This window comes from Janthinobacterium sp. RA13, assembly GCF_000745325.1.
Classification (GTDB): Bacteria; Pseudomonadota; Gammaproteobacteria; order Burkholderiales; family Burkholderiaceae_D; genus Janthinobacterium; species Janthinobacterium rivuli.
This window is the reverse complement of sequence record NZ_JQNP01000001.1, coordinates 2,812,822-2,831,239: the sequence shown is the minus strand read 5'-3', so window position 1 is coordinate 2,831,239 and position 18,418 is coordinate 2,812,822. Positions and strand designations below refer to the sequence as shown.

At 65.8% G+C, this 18,418-nt stretch carries 17 protein-coding genes; 3 read left to right on the top strand and 14 right to left on the bottom strand.

Annotated features, from left to right (window positions below; translation table 11 throughout):
* Nucleotides 1-135: 135 nt before the first annotated feature.
* Entirely contained in the window at nt 136-1,032 is an 897-nt protein-coding gene (locus FG13_RS12510) for an SMP-30/gluconolactonase/LRE family protein (RefSeq protein WP_035821284.1), read from the bottom strand.
* Nucleotides 1,033-1,042: 10 nt separating this feature from the next.
* Nucleotides 1,043-2,707 (bottom strand): glucose-6-phosphate isomerase, encoded by a 1,665-nt coding sequence (gene pgi / locus FG13_RS12505; RefSeq protein WP_035828017.1) that lies wholly within the window; start codon nt 2,705-2,707, stop codon nt 1,043-1,045.
* 336 nt (nt 2,708-3,043) lie between these two features.
* Between pgi and edd the strand changes: the two genes are divergently transcribed.
* The 3 genes from edd (at nt 3,044) to FG13_RS12490 (ending at nt 6,165) form a co-directional block, all read left to right on the top strand.
* The gene (gene edd, locus FG13_RS12500) at nt 3,044-4,957 is read left to right on the top strand and encodes a phosphogluconate dehydratase (RefSeq protein ID WP_035821281.1); all 1,914 of its coding nucleotides are present in this window, start codon (nt 3,044-3,046) and stop codon (nt 4,955-4,957) included.
* Nucleotides 4,958-4,960: 3 nt separating this feature from the next.
* Entirely contained in the window at nt 4,961-5,590 is a 630-nt protein-coding gene (gene eda / locus FG13_RS12495; protein WP_035821279.1) for a bifunctional 4-hydroxy-2-oxoglutarate aldolase/2-dehydro-3-deoxy-phosphogluconate aldolase, read from the top strand.
* Between the two features lie 62 nt (nt 5,591-5,652).
* Nucleotides 5,653-6,165: a hypothetical protein gene (locus FG13_RS12490; protein WP_081922553.1), complete on the top strand. Its 513-nt coding sequence runs from the start codon at nt 5,653-5,655 to the stop codon at nt 6,163-6,165.
* An 8-nt stretch (nt 6,166-6,173) separates the two neighbouring features.
* Here FG13_RS12490 and FG13_RS12485 read toward each other — a convergent pair whose 3' ends face one another.
* From FG13_RS12485 to FG13_RS12430, 12 genes are read right to left on the bottom strand one after another with little or no spacing between them, the layout of a single operon-like run.
* The gene (locus FG13_RS12485) at nt 6,174-7,190 is read right to left on the bottom strand and encodes a LytR C-terminal domain-containing protein (protein WP_035821271.1); all 1,017 of its coding nucleotides are present in this window, start codon (nt 7,188-7,190) and stop codon (nt 6,174-6,176) included.
* A gap of 13 nt (nt 7,191-7,203) precedes the next feature.
* Entirely contained in the window at nt 7,204-8,151 is a 948-nt protein-coding gene (locus FG13_RS12480; protein ID WP_035821269.1) for a type II secretion system F family protein, read from the bottom strand.
* Nucleotides 8,152-8,170: 19 nt separating this feature from the next.
* Complete coding sequence (locus FG13_RS12475) at nt 8,171-9,145, bottom strand: type II secretion system F family protein (protein ID WP_035821267.1); 975 nt, start codon at nt 9,143-9,145, stop codon at nt 8,171-8,173.
* Nucleotides 9,146-9,155: 10 nt separating this feature from the next.
* Nucleotides 9,156-10,523 carry a CpaF family protein gene (locus FG13_RS12470; RefSeq protein ID WP_035821265.1) on the bottom strand — a complete coding sequence of 456 codons (1,368 nt, stop codon included), beginning with the start codon at nt 10,521-10,523 and terminating at the stop codon, nt 9,156-9,158.
* Nucleotides 10,524-10,550: 27 nt separating this feature from the next.
* On the bottom strand, nt 10,551-11,702 hold the full coding sequence (locus tag FG13_RS12465) for an AAA family ATPase (RefSeq protein WP_035821262.1): 1,152 nt from the start codon (nt 11,700-11,702) through the stop codon (nt 10,551-10,553).
* A gap of 36 nt (nt 11,703-11,738) precedes the next feature.
* Entirely contained in the window at nt 11,739-12,257 is a 519-nt protein-coding gene (locus FG13_RS12460) for a TadE/TadG family type IV pilus assembly protein (RefSeq protein WP_051958982.1), read from the bottom strand.
* 10 nt (nt 12,258-12,267) lie between these two features.
* The gene (locus tag FG13_RS12455) at nt 12,268-12,735 is read right to left on the bottom strand and encodes a TadE/TadG family type IV pilus assembly protein (RefSeq protein ID WP_035821260.1); all 468 of its coding nucleotides are present in this window, start codon (nt 12,733-12,735) and stop codon (nt 12,268-12,270) included.
* 7 nt (nt 12,736-12,742) lie between these two features.
* Entirely contained in the window at nt 12,743-14,293 is a 1,551-nt protein-coding gene (locus FG13_RS12450) for a Tad domain-containing protein (protein WP_035821258.1), read from the bottom strand.
* Between the two features lie 46 nt (nt 14,294-14,339).
* Nucleotides 14,340-14,627 (bottom strand): hypothetical protein, encoded by a 288-nt coding sequence (locus FG13_RS12445; RefSeq protein WP_035821256.1) that lies wholly within the window; start codon nt 14,625-14,627, stop codon nt 14,340-14,342.
* 9 nt (nt 14,628-14,636) lie between these two features.
* On the bottom strand, nt 14,637-16,202 hold the full coding sequence (locus FG13_RS12440) for a type II and III secretion system protein family protein (protein ID WP_035821254.1): 1,566 nt from the start codon (nt 16,200-16,202) through the stop codon (nt 14,637-14,639).
* Nucleotides 16,203-16,224: 22 nt separating this feature from the next.
* Nucleotides 16,225-17,073, bottom strand: a complete 849-nt coding sequence (gene cpaB / locus FG13_RS12435) for a Flp pilus assembly protein CpaB (RefSeq protein WP_035821252.1) — start codon at nt 17,071-17,073, stop codon at nt 16,225-16,227.
* On the bottom strand, nt 17,070-18,416 hold the full coding sequence (locus FG13_RS12430; protein WP_200880280.1) for an ATP-binding protein: 1,347 nt from the start codon (nt 18,414-18,416) through the stop codon (nt 17,070-17,072). The genes cpaB and FG13_RS12430 overlap by 4 nt, the downstream gene beginning before the upstream one ends.
* Nucleotides 18,417-18,418: the final 2 nt, after the last annotated feature.

Genomic DNA, 18,418 nt, shown 5'->3' with positions numbered 1-18,418 from the left:
CTGGGCATGTGGCAGTCCGGTAGGTCGGATTAGCGCAGCTAAGCTGCGCGTAATCCGACGCCGCCACGGTCAACAATGGTGTCGGATTACGCGGGGCTTTGCCCCGCTAATCCGACCTACGTGACTGGCAAACGATTACGCCTGGTAAGCTGTTTCCGGCTGGCCCGCCACGTCCACGCGCACGGACAGCACGTGGCCCGTCAACGGGTAGTCGGCGATCTCGGCGGCGGAGCGGTTGTGGCTGGCGCTGGTGATGTACAGGGTGCGCAGGTCGGGGCCGCCGAACGTCACCATGGTGGGGCAGCGCACGGGCACGGTAATTTCACCGAGCAAATGGCCATCGGGCGCGAAGCGCAGGATCTTGCCGCCTTCAAACATGGCCGACCAGTAATTGCCTTCGCTGTCGACGGCCGCGCCATCGGGGCGCCCGCCGTAATCAAACGCTTTCTTGTCCGTGGAAAAGCGCTGGAACGGTTGCGGCGCGGAAATGGCGCCCGTGGCCGCGTCGAAATCGAAGCGGTCGATGCGATGCGTGGTGGTGTCCGAGTGATACATGGTGCGCTTGTCCGGACTGAAGCCCAGGCCGTTCGACACGGTCATGCCGCCCGACCAGACCTTGCGTACTTGTCCCTTTTCCAGCACGAACATTTCTGCAGCATCGGCGTTGCGCGGCTCGAAAATCGTGCCGACCCAGAAGCGGCCGGCCGGGTCGACCTTGCCATCGTTGAAGCGCGTGGTGGCCATGTCGAACGGCGCCGGGGCGATTTCCGCCAGGCTGCCCGTCTTCGTGTCGAGGTGGGCGAAGCCGCTGCGCAAGGCCACGAGCAGGCCGCCGCCGGCGTTGATCGCCAGCGCCGACGGTTCGGTCGGCATGTTCCATTGCTCATGCTTGCCGCTGGCCGGGTGCAAGCGGTGCACGGCGCGGCCATCGATATCGACCCAGTACAGGGCCGCTTCCTTGCCATGCCATAGCGGGCATTCGCCCACTTGCATGGCTTTGTCACTGACTACTTTGATTTCGTAAATATTCATCTATCTCTTTTTAATATGCTGCTTTTGCTGCTTTAGCCAAGGCAATCAAGCCATTGGTCGAGCTGTCGTGGTGGTCGGGACGGGCTTCGCCCGTCAGTTCGGCCTGGATTTTCTTGGCCAGTACCTTGCCCAGTTCCACGCCCCACTGGTCGAAACTGTTGACGTTCCACAAGACGCCCTGCACGAAGGTCTTGTGTTCGTACAGCGCGATCAGGGCGCCCAGGGTGGTCGGGGTCAGCTGGTCCATCAGGATGGTGTTGCTGGGGCGGTTGCCGGGGAAAGTCTTGTGCGGCACCAGCGCTTCGATCTCGCTTTCCGGCAAGCCTTGCGCCTGCAAATCAAGGCGCACTTCATCACCCGTCTTGCCCGTCATGAAGGCTTCCGACTGGGCGAAGCAGTTCGCCAGCAGGGCGTCGTGGTGGCCCGGTAAATCGTGCGTGGCGCGCAGGGCTGCGATGAAGTCGATGGGCGTGATGTCTGTGCCCTGGTGCAGCAGCTGGAAATACGCGTGCTGCGCATTCGTGCCGCAATCGCCCCAGATGACGGGACCGGTCGGCACATCGACGGGCACGCCATCCTTGGTGACGCGCTTGCCGTTGCTTTCCATGTCCAGCTGTTGCAAGTAGGCGGCAAAGCGGCTCAAATCCTGGTGATAAGGCGCGATGGAAACGGAGCCGCAATCGAGGAACTGGCGGTTCCAGAAGCCGACCATGGCCAGCACGACGGGCATGTTCTGTTCCAGCGGGGCCTCGCGGAAATGCTGGTCCATCGCATGCGCGCCGGCGAGGAAATCGCTGAAGTATTCAAAGCCGACGGACAGGGCCACGGCCAGGCCGATCGACGACCAGACGGAATAGCGGCCACCGACCCAGTCCCAGAACGGGAACATATTGTCCGGCGAAATGCCGAAGTCGACGATGGCTTGCGTGTTGGTCGAGACGGCCACAAAATGCTGGGCCAGATCCTTTTCTTCGCCTTCGAGCAGGAACCAGGCGCGCGCCGTGTTGGCGTTGAGCATGGTTTCAGCCGTCACAAAAGTTTTCGAAGCCACGATGAACAGGGTCGTTTCCGGATCGACCTTGGACAGGGTCGCTTCCATGTCGTGGCCGTCGACGTTGGAAACAAAGTGCATTTCCAGGCCCGGGTTGGCGTAGGAGCGCAGGGCCAGGCACGCCATTTTCGGACCCAGGTCCGAACCGCCGATGCCGATGTTGACGATGTCGCAGATCGGCTTGCCCGTGTAGCCGAGCCAGCTGCCATTGCGTACCTTGTCCGTAAACGCCTTCACGCGTTGCAGCACATCTTGCACGTCGGCATCGATATCCTGGCCATCGACGACCAGCCTGGTGCCGCGTGGCGCGCGCAAAGCCGTATGCAGAACGGCCCGATGTTCGGTAAGATTGATTTTCTCGCCAGTGAACATGGCTTCGCGCTGCGCTTCCACGCCGCGCTCGCGGGCCAGGTCCATCAGCAGCGCCATGGCGGTGGCGTCGACGCGGTTTTTCGAATAATCGAGCAGCAGGCCGGCCGCATCGACGGTCATGCTGGAAAAGCGGGCGGGGTCGGCCGCGAACAGCTGGCGCAGATGCACTTCGCGCAGGCTGGCGCTGTGCGCTTGCAGGGACTGGAAACTGGCGGTGGCGGTGATGGCAGGAGTAGGTGCTGGCTGGCGCATGGCGGTCGGCTTGGGTGCTTGTCTCGGTTGAAAGGAGCGCGGCGCGTTCGTGGTGGCGAACAGCGGATCCGGCATTGGTATGAGAATAATACATCAGAAAAACGTAATTTCACTACAGTTTGTGACGTGAAGCCAATTTTGTTGTGCTTTTTTTAGCGATTGCCCTCGTGACATATAAGGGCCGTGTTGGCAGGTGCGGCTACGCGATATTGCCCGGGTTTGCCTTGATACGCCGCAATCCGTCGCTTATTTGTGTTGTTGGCCCATGCAAGAGTGCTTCTTCTTCACCATTTTGTAGTAAAATTTCACGAAATACTCATTTTTAAGGAAATCCATATGGCGCTGCATCCAGTAGTCGAATCCGTAACAGCGCGCATCATCGCGCGCAGCCGGCCATCGCGCGGCGCCTACCTGGCGCATCTGGATGCGGCCCGCATCCAGGGCGTGCAGCGCGGCGCCCTGTCGTGCACCAACCTGGCGCACGGCTTTGCCGCCTTTCCCGCCAACGACAAGCTGTCGCTGAAGGAATACAAGAAGCCTTCCGTGGCCATCGTGTCCTCGTACAATGACATGCTGTCGGCGCACCAGCCTTTTGAAGGCTTTCCGCAGATCATCAAGCAAGCCGTGCGCGAAGTGGGCGCTGTCGCCCAGTTCGCCGGCGGCGTGCCTGCCATGTGCGATGGCGTGACGCAAGGTCAGCCGGGCATGGAACTGTCGCTGTTTTCGCGCGACACCATCGCCATGTCGACGGCCGTGGCGCTGTCGCACAATATGTTCGACTCGGCCCTGTACCTGGGCGTGTGCGACAAGATCGTGCCGGGCCTGTTGATCGGCGCCTTGCACTTCGGCCACTTGCCAGCTGTCTTCGTGCCGGCCGGTCCGATGACGTCGGGCCTGTCGAACCAGGAAAAAGCCAAGGTGCGCCAGCTGTATGCACAAGGCAAGGCCACGCGCGAAGACTTGCTCGAAGGCGAATCGAAAGCCTACCACGGCGCCGGCACCTGTACCTTCTATGGCACGGCGAACAGCAACCAGATGCTGATGGAAGTGATGGGCCTGCACTTGCCGGGCGCCGCCTTCATCACGCCAAATACCCCGCTGCGCGATGCGCTCACAAGAGCCGCCGCCCAGCGCGCCGCCGTCATCACGGCGCAAAGCGCCAGCTACTTGCCAGTCGGCCATATCGTCGACGAGAAATGTATCGTCAACGCCGTCGTGGGTCTGCTGGCCACGGGCGGCTCGACCAACCATACCCTGCACTTGGTGGCGATCGCCAAGGCGGCCGGCATCGTCATCGACTGGAACGATTTCAATGAGTTGTCGGCCATCGTGCCGATGCTCACGCGCATCTACCCGAACGGCGACGCCGACGTGAACCATTTCCACGCGGCCGGCGGCACCGGTTACCTGATCCGCGAACTGCTGGACGCGGGCTTGCTGCACGAAGACGTCAACACCATCCTGGGCCACGGCTTGCGCGCGCATTGCATGGAGCCATTCCTCGGCGAAGACGGCAAGGTCTTCTGGAAAGATGCACCGGCCGCCAGCGCCGACGAGAACGTGCTGCGCCCCGCCTCGAACCCGTTCGCGCCGGACGGCGGTATGGTGCTGGTCGCGGGTAACTTGGGCCGTGCCGTGATGAAGGTCTCGGCCGTCAAGCCGCAGCACCGCACGGTCGAAGCGCCTGCCCTCGTGTTCAATTCGCAGGAAGAATTCATGGCCGCCTACAAGGCGGGCACCCTGGACCGCGACTTCGTCGCCGTGCTGCGCTTCCAGGGCCCGCGCGCCAACGGCATGCCGGAACTGCATGCGCTGACCCCGGCGCTGGCCAACCTGCAGGATGCGGGCCGCCATGTGGCGCTGGTCACCGATGGCCGCATGTCGGGCGCGTCGGGCAAGGTGCCGGCCGCCATCCACGTATCGCCAGAGATTCTCGCTGGCGGCCCGCTGGGCCTGGTGCGCGACGGCGACATCATCCGCCTCGACGCCTTTACCGGCGTGCTCGAGGCGCTGGTGCCGGCCGACGTCTGGCACGCGCGTGCGCTGGTCACGGCCGACCTGTCGCCGAACCACGTCGGCATGGGCCGCGAGCTGTTTTCCATGTTCCGTTCCACCGTCAGCGCGGCGGAAGAGGGTGCCACCACCTTCGGCCTGCCGTCGCCGATTCCCACCACCGTCGCCTTGCACGACGCCGACAATGTCGGTGATACCGTACCTGGTTCCGATGAAGACTTTTTGGCTAGGAAATAAGAGATGACCATGACACTACTGGAAATTATGCGCACCTCGAGCGTGATCCCCGTGATTGCGATCGACGATCCTGAACATGCCGTACCGCTGGCGCGCGCGCTGGTGGCGGGCGGCATCCGCGTGCTGGAAGTGACCCTGCGCACCAAGCACGGCCTGGAAGCGATCCGCGCCATGTCGGAAGTGCCGGGCGCCATCGTCGGCGTCGGCACCCTGACGCGTCCCGAGGAATTCGCGCAGGCACGCGATGCGGGCGCCGTCTTCGGCGTCTCGCCAGGCCTGACGTCGGCCCTGGTGGCGGCGGCGAAAAGCAGCGGCTTGCCTTTGCTGCCAGGCGTGATGACGCCAGGCGAAGTGATGGCGGCGCGTGAAAACGGCTTCCAGCAGCTGAAACTGTTCCCGGCCGTGCCGGCGGGCGGCATCGGCATGCTCAACGCGATTTACGGCCCGCTGCCGGACATCACGTTCTGCCCGACGGGCGGCATCTCGCAAGAGACGGCGTCGCAGTTCCTGGCGTGCAAGAACGTCGCCTGTGTAGGCGGCTCGTGGCTGACGCCGAAAGACGCGATCGCGGCCGGTAACTGGGACCGCATCACGGAAATCGCCAAGGCTGCCAGCGGTTTACGTTCGGTTTAAGCTGTACCGGCGCGGCAGGCTCTACGCTTGCCGCGCTTTCTTCCCTATTCTTTATGCGAGTCTTGCGCCGCCCCCTCACCATCGGCGAAACCGCCATGGCCCGCAGCGTCTTCCAGGGCGCCATCGACTACGCGCGCGTGCGCGTCGTGCGCGGCTCCTTTCTACCGTTCGGCTTGCAGGACCAGAACACGGCGATGACGCCGCGTGGCAGCCTGTATTTCATGCCGGCCCAGTACCGTGACGATTTTTCCCGCGAAGGCAACAGCGGCAAGCTGTTCTTCATCCACGAGATGGTGCACGTGTGGCAGTACCAGCTTGGCTACAGCGTGCTGCTGCATGGCGTGCTGCTGGCGCTGTGCGGCGGCTACATCCGGCAGCGCGCCTACCGCTATGATGCGCAGGCGGGCGGCGTCCTGTCCGACTTCAACATGGAACAGCAGGGCGACATCATCGCCCACTACTTTGGCGCGCGCCAGCTGGGCATTCCCGCCTACGTGGCGAAGCTGCCGCAGCTGCAGGACATCCTGCAAGGCTTCCTGATCAACCCATCCGACCGGCGCCTGCTGCCGCGCTGATTTCACCGTTACTGCGCCAGGTTCGACGCCAGGCGCACGTCCGGTGCGCGCAGGCTGGCTGGCACATCTTTGCCCAGCAAGATACGCAAGTCGGCGCCCGCGCCGATGCCGCTGTCGCCGGCCGCCTGCACTTGCGGCATGCCGCCCAAGGCCAGGGCCAGGGCGGCGGCCGCCTCGGCGTGGCCGGGCCGGTAGACGATGCTGCTGGCCTGCACCATGTACGGCCGCTGGTTGCCCAGCCGCAGTACGCTGATGCCCATGCTGCCCAGCATGCCGCGCATGCGCGCCGCCATTCCCGTTTCGCCATTGCCGTTGATGACTTCCAGCCGTGGCAGCGCTGCCGCCGTCGCTGCCGGTTTTGCCGGGGCTGGCAAGGCGGCGCGTGCCGCCACGCGAGCGTCGCGCCAGCTCAGCGTGAAGATATTCGGCTGCGACTGCGTCAGCTGCAGGCGGCTGGCCGGCGCCGCTGGCGTGGGTGCCGGCGCCAGGTCGGGCGCGATGGTCTCCGCGGTGGCATCGACTGTGACGATGCTGCGCGCCAGCGCCGCGATGCTGAGATCCAGGTTGGCGCGCGCCGGCTGCTGACCGTTGTCGAGCTGCAGCGACTGGCGCAGTACGCTGGCCGCCTGGGCATAGTCTCCCTGCAGGTACAGCACGTAGCCGAGATTGTTGTAGGTCCTCGCCGTCGGCGCCTCTTGTGCCAGCGCCTGCAGCATGGCGCGCGCCGTTTCCAGCTGGCCCAGCTGCGCGTGCAGCACGGCGGCGCCGTTGCGCGCATCGGCCGAGCCGGGCGTCAATAGCAGGGCTTCGCGGTAGGCCGCCAGCGCCGCGCGCGCGTCGCCCACTTCCTGCAGGCGCTTGCCCAGCTTGCAGAACGCGGCGCTGCGGGTGGCGGCGCTGTCCTCGATGCGCGCCTGCGGTGGAGGCTCCCGGTGACCTTGGCTGGCCGGGCCGGGCAGGTGGCCGCAGGCGGGCAGCAGGCCGGCGCAGGCCAGCATGAGCATCAGGGTGGTGTGCTGTGACATGGCGGTTCTCCGGTCAGTTGCCGCTGCCCATGCTGGGCAGGAGCACGCGGTAGATTTGCAGGAAGGCTGGTCCCATCAGGACGACCAGCAGCGAAGGGAAGATGAAAAAAATCAGCGGAAACAGCAGCTTGAGGGCGATCTTCGCCGCTTCTTCCTCGGCCAGCTGGCGGCGCTTGGTGCGCAGCTGATCCGACTGCACGCGCAGCGAGGCGGCGATGCTGGTGCCGAAGCGCTCGGCCTGGATCAGCATGGCCACCAGCGCGTCGACATCCTCGACGCCCGTGCGCAGGGCCAGGTTGCGCAGGGCACGCTCCTTGGTGTTGCCGGCGCGCAGTTCCAGCATCACCAGATGCAATTCCTCGGCCAGCACGGCGCTTTTCAGGGCGATTTCGGCCGCCACCCTGGCCAGCGCCGCATCCATGGCCAGGCCCGCTTCCACGCACACCGTCATCAAGTCCAGCGCATCGGGAAAGCTTTCAAAGATATCGCGCTGGCGCCGCTTGATCATTTGTGCCAGGACGATATTGGGCAGGTAGTAGCCGATGGCGGCCACGATCAGCAGCCAGAACAGGAGAGCTTTGCCCGCCATCTGGCTGCCCGAGGCGCTCAGTCCCAGGAACAGCAGCAGGGGCAAGCCGATGGCCAGCATGGTCTTGGCGGAAAAGAACAGCACGGGCGCCGACGCGTGGCGCAGGCCGGCATTCATGAAGCGCCGGCGCATCACGGAGCCTTCCCAGCCCTGGTCGGGAATCGACAGTTTGGCCAGCGGGCCGCTCAGGCGCACCATGCGCGCCAGCCAGGGGCTGGGCGCGGAGGCGCCAGGCGCCGCCGCGTTCTTGCCGGTGGCGTTGTCCATGCGCTGGCGCAGTGGATCGGGGGCGAAGCTGCGCATGGCCACCAGCACGGTGCCGAAGACGGCGATGAAGAGCAGGGCGAGAAAGGCGTAATGGACGGGATTCATGAGGGTTCTCCTTGCGTGCTCAGACACGGATGCGGATGATGCTGCGCATGACCAGGACGCCGCACACCATCATCACCAGGGCGCCGACCAGCATCTTGCGTCCGCCCGGGTCGACGAACAGCATTTCCAGGAACTGCGGATTGGTCAGGTGGATCATGGCCGCCGCGCCGAAGGGCAGCAGCGACAGGATCCAGGCCGACAGCCGGCCTTCGGCCGACAGTACGCGCACCTGTCCCAGCAGCTTGATGCGTTCGCGGATGATGCGGCTGATGCTGTCGAGCAGTTCGGCCAGGTTGCCGCCCGTTTCGCGCTGGATCAGCACGGCGATGACGAAGTAGCGCAAGTCCGTGCTGGGCACGCGCGTGGCCAGGTTCATCAGCGCGTCCTGCATGGCGATGCCGAAATTGACTTCGTCGAAGGTGGCGCGAAATTCCACGGCCAGCGGCGCGTTCATTTCATCGCCGACCATTTTCAGGGCCGTGGGGAAGGCGTGGCCGGCGCGCAGGGCGCGCGCCATCAGATCGAGCGCATCGGGCAATTGCTGCTCGATGCGCTGCAGGCGCTTGGCCTTGGCGCGCAAGACCACCAGCAGCGGCAGCAGGGCCGCGCCGGCCACCAGCGGCAGGCGCAGCAGCCACGGCACGCTGAAGTAGCTCAGCAGCAAAAACGCGGCGCCGGCCGAGGCCAGCATCACGCCGGCGAAGCTGGCCACGCTCCAGCTCAGGCCCGACTGTTCCAGCAGGCGGTCGAGCGCATGCACGCGGGGCACGCTGAGCAGCACGCGCTGCAGGGCCGGGGTGTCACTCAGCAGGCGCTTCTTGATCATCGAGCTGCCAGCATCGCCATGCGCGCCGGCCGACATGATGCGCAGGCGGCGCGCGACCCGTTCCGCTTCCGGCCCGCGCGAGGTGTTCCAGGCCAGGTACAGTCCCTCGATCAGCAGCACCACGGCGATGAAGGTGAGGATGGCGAATACGTAATAGAGATAGTCCATGATGCTCCCCTTAATGGTACTGGCGGGCGGGATCGAACAGGGTTTCGGGCAGGCTGATGCCGAAGGCGCGCAGGCGTTCCAGGAAGTGCGGCCGCACGCCGCTGGCATGGAAATGCCCCTGTACCGTGCCGTCTTCGCCGATGCCCGTCTGGCGGAAGGTGAAGATTTCCTGCATGGTGATCATCTCGCCTTCCATGCCCGTGATTTCCTGGATCGAGATGATCTTGCGCTTGCCATCCGTCAGGCGCGCCACCTGCACCACCACGCTGATGGCGGAACTGATCTGCTGGCGCATGGCTTTCATGGGCAGGCCCGCCGAGGCCATGCTGATCATGTTTTCCAGCCGCGTCAGCGCGTCGCGCGGGGTGTTCGCGTGGATGGTGGCCATCGAGCCTTCGTGGCCCGTGTTCATGGCGCCCAGCATGTCGAGCGCCTCGGCACCGCGCACCTCGCCGAGGATGATGCGGTCGGGGCGCATGCGCAGCGCGTTGCGCACCAGCGCCCGCTGCGTCACTTCGCCCTTGCCCTCGATGTTCGCTGGCCGGGTTTCCAGGCGCACCACGTGCGGCTGCTGCATCTGCAGTTCGGCCGCGTCCTCGATGGTGACGATGCGTTCGGCCGTGCTGATGAAGCCGGAAATCGCATTGAGCATGGTGGTCTTGCCGCTGCCCGTGCCGCCCGAGATCAGGATGTTGACCTTGGCCTTGCCCAGCGCCTGCAGGGTGGTGCTCATTTCCTCCGTCAGGCTGTGCTTGAGCATCAGGTCGGCCAGGCGCAGGGGCTGGGCCGAGAAGCGGCGGATCGACATCACGGGGCCGTCGATGGCCAGCGGCGGGATGATGGCGTTGACGCGCGAACCGTCGGGCAGGCGCGCATCGACCATGGGACTCGATTCGTCGATGCGCCGGCCCACGCGCGAGACGATCTTGTCGATGATTTTCATCAAATGCGCGTCGTCCGTGAAGCAGACGTCGCTCAGCTCCAGGCGCCCATGGCGCTCGACATACACCTGGCGGTAGGTGTTGACGAGGATGTCGGACACGCCGGGATCGGCCAGCAGCGGTTCGAGCGGGCCGAAGCCGAGTACCTCGTCCTGGATGTCGCGGATCAGCGAGCGCCGTTCCAGCTCGTTGATCACCACATTGTCTTCCGTGAGCACGTCGCTGACGAGGATTTTCAGCTCTTCGCGGATCTGCTCGCGCGACAGGCGCTGCATGCCTTCGAGGTCGACCCTGTCGAGCAGCGCCTGGTGGGTGCGGTGCTTGAGTTGCTGGTAGCTGTGGCTGGCTGCGCCCTGGTGCGCGGCATCGTCATTCAGGCTGGCGTCATCCTGGGCATAGCCCAGGCGGTCCCGCAGGGTGAGTTTTTCGGCAGTCATGGTCGGTCTCCGGTAAATGTAGGGGGATCAAGCGCGCGCCAGCAGCCGCGAAACCCAGCCTTGCGCGGCGGGCGGGGTTTCGCCGGCCAGGCTGGCGGCCAGTTCCTGCAGGGCGCGCGAGACGGCGTTGTGCGGCGTCAGCTTGAGAATGGGCACGCCCTGGCTGACGGAGGCCGCCACCGCCTCGTAGTGGTTGGGGATGGATTTGTAGACGTGCTTGCCGTACGCCGCTTCCAGGTCGGCCACGCGGATGCTGTCGCTGCTGGCATAGCGGTTCAGGATCAGGCGGATCTTGTCTTCGCGGTAGCCGAGCCCGCGGAACACGTCGAGCAGGCGCTTGCCGTCGCGCACATACGGCAACGTTGCCTGCAGCACGGGGAAGATCAGGTCGGCCCGGTCCAGCGCGCGCACGCTGACGGGGTCGAGGCCGCGTCCCACGTCGAGCAGGATGTAGTCGTACTGGCTGCGCGCCAGCGTCAGCAGCCGATCGATATGCTCGGCTTCGACGTCGGCCGCATGGGCGGGATCGTCGGCGGCGGCCAGCACGCTGTAGGCGGGCGTGATCTGGATCATGCTGGCGGTCAGCAGCGAGGCGTCAAGGCGCACGATCTGCTGCGACAGCTGCGACAGGGTGGTGGCCGGCTTGTGGTCCGAGACGAACAGGGCGGCGTCGCCGAACTGCAGGTTCAGATCGAACAGCGCCACCTTGCGCTGTTCGCCGGCGGCCAGCGCGTAGCCGAGGTTGGCGGCGATGAAGGTGGCGCCGCTGCCGCCCTTGCACGAGACGAAGGCCAGCACCTGGCCCTTGCGCGTGACCTGCTTTTGCAGCTTTTCCTCGATGCGGCGCAGCGCGGCGCACAGGGCCGCGTCGTCGTCCGGCAGCAGCACTTCGCGCACGCCGGCGCGCATCGCGCGCAGCAGGAATTGCGGACTTTGCTGCGGACATTGCACGATGATGGCCAGGTTCGGATGGCGCCCGCCCAGCAGTTCGAGCCGTTCCAGTTCCGTCTCGCCCGCCTGGTCCTGCTCCAGCAGCAGCAAGTCCGGCGTGGCGCCGTTGTCGAATACATCGGGTATGCTCGCCAGCAGCGCGACGCGGTCGGCCGCGCTGCGTTCGCGCAGCAGGCGCGTGAGCCGCTTGAGCTGGGCTTCATTTTTCGAGACGATGACGATATTCACGTGGTACTCCCTGGTAAAGGCGTTCGGTAAAGGCGTTCAGTTGATCTGGAAGCCCAGGCTCTCGGCGTGCATGACGACGACCGAGGCGGGCACGGCGATATTGAGAAAACCGAACAGGCTGACCATCGGCGTATAGCTGACGTTGTCGATCGATACGCGCACGCTGTCGATGCAGCTGGCCGTGCGCGTGATGTCGCCGCAGGCCGACAGGTTGTCGCCCGGATCGAGCGGTGGCAAGGTCACTTCGGCGCCGCTCTTGTTCAGGTAGCGGATGGTGATGTTGGCGGCCGTCAGTTCCGGCGCGGCCGGCAGGGCCGTGCCGCCGAACAGGGCCAGGGTCTTGATGGCGTCGGTCTGGTCGATCCAGCGCACCACCGCTTCGCGCGCGGCGCGGCGGCTCACTTCCTGCACCGTGTTGTACAGGTACAGCATGCGGCCAAATTCGAGGATGCCGAACAGCAGGGTGAAAAACAGCAGCGCCACCAGGGCGAATTCGACGGCGGCGGCGCCGCGCTGGCGGCCAGTTCGGACGGCAAGTGGAAGGCGGTGGCGCATGGCGTTCTCCTTACAGCATGTAGCGCATGGTGGTGCGCGGCGACAGCGGCGTGGCATAGCTGCTGGCCGCGCCGATCACGAAGGGCAGGTACTGGCCCACCGACAGCGTGTAGTTGACGACTTCGACGCGGATGCCGCCCGGCGCCGCGCCATCGGTGCAGCTGCTGTCGTTGAACGCCGCGTCCAGGCAGGTGACCGTCACGTTGGCCGTGGTGAAGTCGCTGATGCCGGCGCTGACGGCCGCATCGACCACCGTCTGTCTGGCCGCCGGCACGCCCTGCGAGGCGATGCCGGCCTTGGCCTTGACGGACATATTGCGCGCCGCGTCACGCGTCGCCTTGGTCAGCGCGTCGTAGTACCAGAAGGCGCGGCCGAAGCCGAAGATACCGGCCAGCAGGGTGACCAGCAGGGCCAGCACGATGCCGAATTCGACGGCGGCGCCGCCGCGCTGGCTGAAGTGGGAATGGTGGGTGCGCATGGCCGCCTCACTTGTAGAGTTTGATTTCGGAATTCGGCACGGGCTCGATCAGGCCCGCGAACTCGACGTCGAGGCGCTTGGTGCCGCCGCTGAAATCGGCTTTCATCGTCATGAAGAATTTGCCGATGCCCACCGCGTTCATGGTGCCGCACGAAGCCGGCCCCACGGGCGCCGTGCGGCAGTCGACCAGCACCACGTTGAGGATGCGCCGGTTGCGCTGGCCCGGATGGGCCGCCGACGGCGCCTGGAACGTGGGGCCGCTGGTCTGGTTGTAGGGCGAAGGCGGCGTACTGGCGGGAAAACCCGCGCCGGGGCTGACGGGGTAGCTGGCCGTGTCGAAGTAGTTCGCCTTGGCCGTGCTGTACATGGGGTTGGCGTTGCCGTCCGCGACGCTGTACGCCGTGCCGGCCTTGGCCGGGGTGGCGCCATTGCTTTGGTAGGCGGGACCATAGGACCACAGCACGCCGTAGCCGGCGAACTGGGCGAACGTGGCCGAGGGGGCGGGGACGGCGCCGGCCGACGGCAGCTGGTAATTCGGCTTGTTGCCGGCCAGGCTGACGGGCTGCTGGCTGGGCAGGGTGCTGGCGCCTGGTTGCATCCAGCTGGCGGGCGGCGAGCTGGCGGCAGCGGCGGCGCAGGGCGACGCGGCGCCCACGCAAGGATATTCCTTGATGTTGGTGTCGGGCGGCGCCGTGGCGGGGTCGCACACAGAGGGGCCGCCGTAATCGTCGAAGCGCGAATTGAGCGAAGCGGCCAGCGATGCGGACAGGCCCGTGTTCGTGTAGACCTGGCCCGTGCCGCTGGTGATGACGGCGCTGCTGCCCGTGCACATGAACGGCGCGGTGGAGGCGGCGCTCGAATGCGAGGCGCTGCAGCTGCCGGGCGGGGCGTCGACGGGATTGATCAGGTAGGGATCGGACGGGCCGCCCAGCGGATTGAGACCGAACAGGTTGTAGGTGACGCCGCGGCGAAAACCGAATTCCAGCAGCTCCGTCAGGCCCGTGCCGGCTGGCGCGGCCGGATATGTGTATTGCGCCGTCTTGTTGGCCGGATCGACGGCGCACACGCCGATCGGCGTGACGTCGTTGACGAAGCGGCCCGCCACGGCCACGCCCGAGGTGCTGGTGCTGGCGATGCCGGCGATGCCCATCAGGTAGGTGGCAAACGTCTTGCTGCCCGTGTCGACGCGGATGAAGGTCTGGCCCGCGGGGCTGGTGCGGGCGCTGGCGCCGGACGACCAGGGGCCGTCGGGGCCGGGGCCGAACTCGATGTTGGCGGCCGTGATGGTCAGTGCGGTGGAAAAATCGTAGCGGTTCTTTTGCGCGATGGCGATGGCCTTGGCCTGCGCATTGTCGATGCCGGCGGCGCTTTGATTGAGTTCCACGGCGCCTGCCAGCGCCGAGCTGTCGGCGCCGTTCTGCAGCTCCGTCTTGGCGATGTACAGGTGGCCCAGGTCCAGCACCAGGCCGCCCATGGCAAACAGCACCACCAGGGTCAGCCCCAGCACGATGGCGATCGCGCCTTGCTGCTTGTCGTGCCTGCGAAATGCGGTGTTCATGGCTGTCTCCTGGTGGCCTGGGGGGAATGCATCGCGGGACTGGCGCCTACTGGCGTCCGCCCACGCCGATGGTGAAGACATTCGGTTGCGGTTCCGGCGCCGCGAACGATTTCTGGTAGCGCTGGTAGGCGCTGGCGCCGGCCTTGCCGTCGATGCCGCTGACGGGGTTGGCATTGCGGTAGGCGTCCGGATACATGATCTGCTGGGCCTTGAGCAGGGCCACCGATTCGCCGAAGTGCGAATCGAGCACGGGCGTGGTGGTGGCGGTGCAGCCGGCCAGCAGCGACAGCAAAGACAGCAGGGCGGCGCAAGGCAGGCGATGTGCGGTTTTCATGGTGTTCTCCTATTTGAAGTCGAAGCCGGCGGCAGGCTGGGGCGCGGCCGCTTGCGGCGGCATGGGTGCTGCTGGTGCTGCTTCCTGTGCCGCTGCGGGCGCCGGTGCGCTGCCTTCCATTTTTCCCTGCATGAACATGTCGCCGCGCGTCGGCTGGATGTAGCCGTCGGTGGGCAGCTTGTAGTCGGGCGGCAGCGGCTTGACCAGGTGCGGCGTGATGATGAAGACCAGTTCCGAGCGGTCCGTCTGGAAGTCCGTGCTGCGAAACAGGGCGCCCAGCACGGGCACTTCGCCCAGGCCTGGCAAGGCCTTGATATTGCTGGTCACGTTGTTCTTGATCAAGCCGCCGATGGCGAAGCTCTGGCCGTCGAACAGCTGCACCGTGGTGGTGGCGCGCCGTGTCGTAAACGAAGGCAGGATGGCCGTGGCCGAGATGCCGGTGGCGGTGATGCCGATGCCGTCCTTGTTCAGGTCCGACACTTCCGGCGCCACTTTCAGGTTGATGCGTCCCCCTTCGAGCACGGTGGGCGTGAATTTCACGGCCACGCCGAACTCCTTCTCTTCCAGGGTGATGGTGGGCACGCCGCCATTGTTGGTCTGGCTGACGGGGATGAAGATCTTGCCGCCGGCCAGGAAGCTCGCCTCCTGGCCGCTGATGGCCATGATGTTCGGTTCGGCCAGCACCTTGATCAGGCCATCGCGTTTTTGCGCGTCGAGGTTGAAGAAGTTGTTCTTGCTGGCGCCGCTCAAGCCGCTGGGATTGTTGCTAAGCAGGCTGGACAGCAGCGAATACGACCAGCTGCCGATGGTCTTGTTGATGCCCAGGCTGGCGCCCAGCTGATCCACCAGCACTTTCGACACTTCGGCCACCTTCACTTCCAGCATCACCTGCTGCGGCGCGGCGATCGACAGCAGGTTGATCACGCGCGGCATGTTCGCATCGGGCGCGGCGCCCGAGGAGGCGCCGCCGCTGCGGCTGCTGCGCTGCACATAGGCGTTGGCCAGCGACAGGGCCTGATCGGCCTTGACGACATCGCTGACCATGCCCGACAGGATCAAGGTGTCGCCCGCCACCGTGACGTGGATCTTTTCGTTCGGCAGCAGCTCGGCCATGCGTGCCTGCAGGCTGCTGCTGTCGATGCCGACGGCCAGGTCGATGATGGTGGCGTCATTGCTCTTGTTCCACAGGATCAGGTTGGTGGTGCCGACGGAGCGTCCCAGCAGGTAGACCTCGTTGGGGTTGAGCAGGATGACGTCGGCGATGCGCGGGTCGCCGACGGACATGCGGCTGGCGGCGAACGGCAGGCGCATCAGGGTCGACTTGCCTTCGGCCAGGCTCATTTGCGGCGCCATCTCGGTGCGCCCGGCGCGCGATTCGCTTTGCGGCGGCGTGGACTTGGGACGGACGGCGGCGCGGTTGCTCCGGACCGCGCCCGTTTCGGCGGCAACGGCGGTGGCGGCCGTGGCGGCGGCTGCGGCTTCGGCGTGCGCCCGGGGCGCCAGGGCGCCGATGGCGGCGATGGCAAGCGCCAGGTGCAGGCCCCGGATGCCGCTTGCTGTGCGATATGTACTCATGGCGTGGCTCCTCTGGTGCAGGTTAGAATTGTTGGGAGCTGCGTTCCAGCCCCTTGATGACATCGACCCTTGGACCGGCCTGTGGCGCTGCTGCGGCGGCAGGACGGCGGCGGGGGAGCGGCTTGGCTTGCACCATGGCGGCGGGGGCCGCCATGGCGACTTTTTCATCGAGCAGGGTGCTCTTGGTGGCGCCTTCCGTGTTGACGGGCTTGTCCTCGATCTGGTTGCGCAGCACCAGCGACAGGGTGCCCACGCTGCGTGCCAGGTCGAGTTTTTCAGCCTGCTCCGGGGTCAGTTCCAGGGTCACGGCGTTGACGACTTTCGGCTTGGTGTCGTCGCGGCTCGATTCCTGGGCGATGGCCAGCACGAGTATGCGTTCGAGCACGATCTTGGAAATATTCGGATCGCGGTCCGGCGTCTTGCGCGCCCCTTCGCCCTGGGTGTTGACGAGGATGTCGACGAAGTTGCCGGGCAGGGCGAAGCCGGCCACGCCCACCACATCGTTGACGCGCACGGTCATGGCGCGCTTGCCCTCGGCGACGACGGCCGACAGGCCGCCTTGCGTGCCGGGAGGCGCCAGCTTGCCTTCCATGATAGGTTCGCCGTGCTGGATGCTGGTGCGTGTGACGCGCGTTTCCAGCAGTTTCGGATCGTTGATGGCGCCCGGCGGCAGCGCGTTCGATGGCCAGTCCACCATGCGCACCATGTCGGGCGTGAGGCGCGCGCCCAGGCTGATGTCGACCTGGGCCACGGCCACCTTGTTGATGTTGCCCGAGGCTTGGGCATTGATCCAGCGCGCGGCCACGATGACCGCGGCGAACGCCAGGATGACCGCAATGGCCATCATCGTCAGTGCGCGTGCGTTTCTCATTTTGCTTCCCCTTTGTGCTGGACCGCTGCCGGTCCGTTATGTGTGCTTGCAAGGTCGTCATCGCTGCCGAAATAGTTTTTCCATGCCCACAGCAGCACTTCCGGATTCAGTTGCGCCGCGTGGTCTTCATAGCGCGCCTGGTCGCACACCTGCGCCAGGATGTCGCGCGGATAGCAGGCCAGCAAGGGCCGCTGGTACTGGCTGTGCAGGTGCAGCAGGTAGGCGTAGGCGGCTTCGTCAAAATTGATGCCCAGCTGGGCGCAGGTGCTGCGGAACACGGCCAGGTAGTGGTAGGCGCTCAGGGGGCCCACGTGGATCTTGTAGCCGATGCGGCGCAGGAAGGAGTCGTCGGCCAGGTGCTGCGGCGCCAGGTTCGACGAGAACACGACGATGACGTCGAAGGGCACGGGGAATTTGTAGCCCGTGTGCAGCGACAGGTAATCGATGTGGCGCGCCATCGGCACGATCCAGCGGTTCATCAGTTCCACGGGCGAGCAGCGCTGGCGTCCCAGGTCGTCGATGATGAAGATGCCGTTGTTGGCCTTCAGGTGCGGCGGCGCCTGGTACAAGCGGGTGCCCTGGTCGAATTGCAGGTCCAGCATGTCGAGCGTCAGCTCGCCGCCCGTCAGCACGGCGGGGCGCTCGGCGCGCACCCAGCGCGGGTCGGACGGCACGGGGCCGCCGCGCGACAGGGTGTGCAGCATGGGGTCGAGGAAGGGCAGCACTTCGCCGTCGACCATCACGGCATGGGGCAGGGCGATGGCGCCGCTGAGCAGGCCGTTCAGGCGCTCGGCCAGGTAGCTCTTGCCGCTGCCGGCGGGACCGTGGAAGAACAGGGCGCGCCCGGAATTCATGGCCGCGCCCAGCTGGTCGAGCACGGCCGAACTGGCCACCACGTCGCGAAATTCGCGCTGCACGTCGTCGCGCGTGACCTGCATGTCCGCCACGCTTTGCGCCAGCACCTGGTTGCTGTAGTCGGCCAGGGTGACGGGGGCGGGGCCGCTGTAGGCATTGCGGCGCATGTACTCGGCGGCGCGCAGGCGGCCCTGGTCGCCCAGCAGGTAATACAGGTCGGCGTCGGTGCCGCTGCCGCCGTTGCGGCGCGCTTCGCACAGTTTTTCGGCGCGCATGAAGGTGAGCAACGGTTCGAGCACGCCGGCGCCCAGTTTCACGTGCGTCGACAGGGCGGGCAGGCCGATCTGGCCGCGCAGGAAGAGTATCTTGACCAGCAGTTCGACCAGGAACAGGAAGGGCAATCCCGTTTCCTCGACCGTGCGTGGCGCGCGCCTGGCCGCCGGCTCGATGCCGCCGCCGTCGCTGCGTTCTGGATAGGTGTCAGGCATGA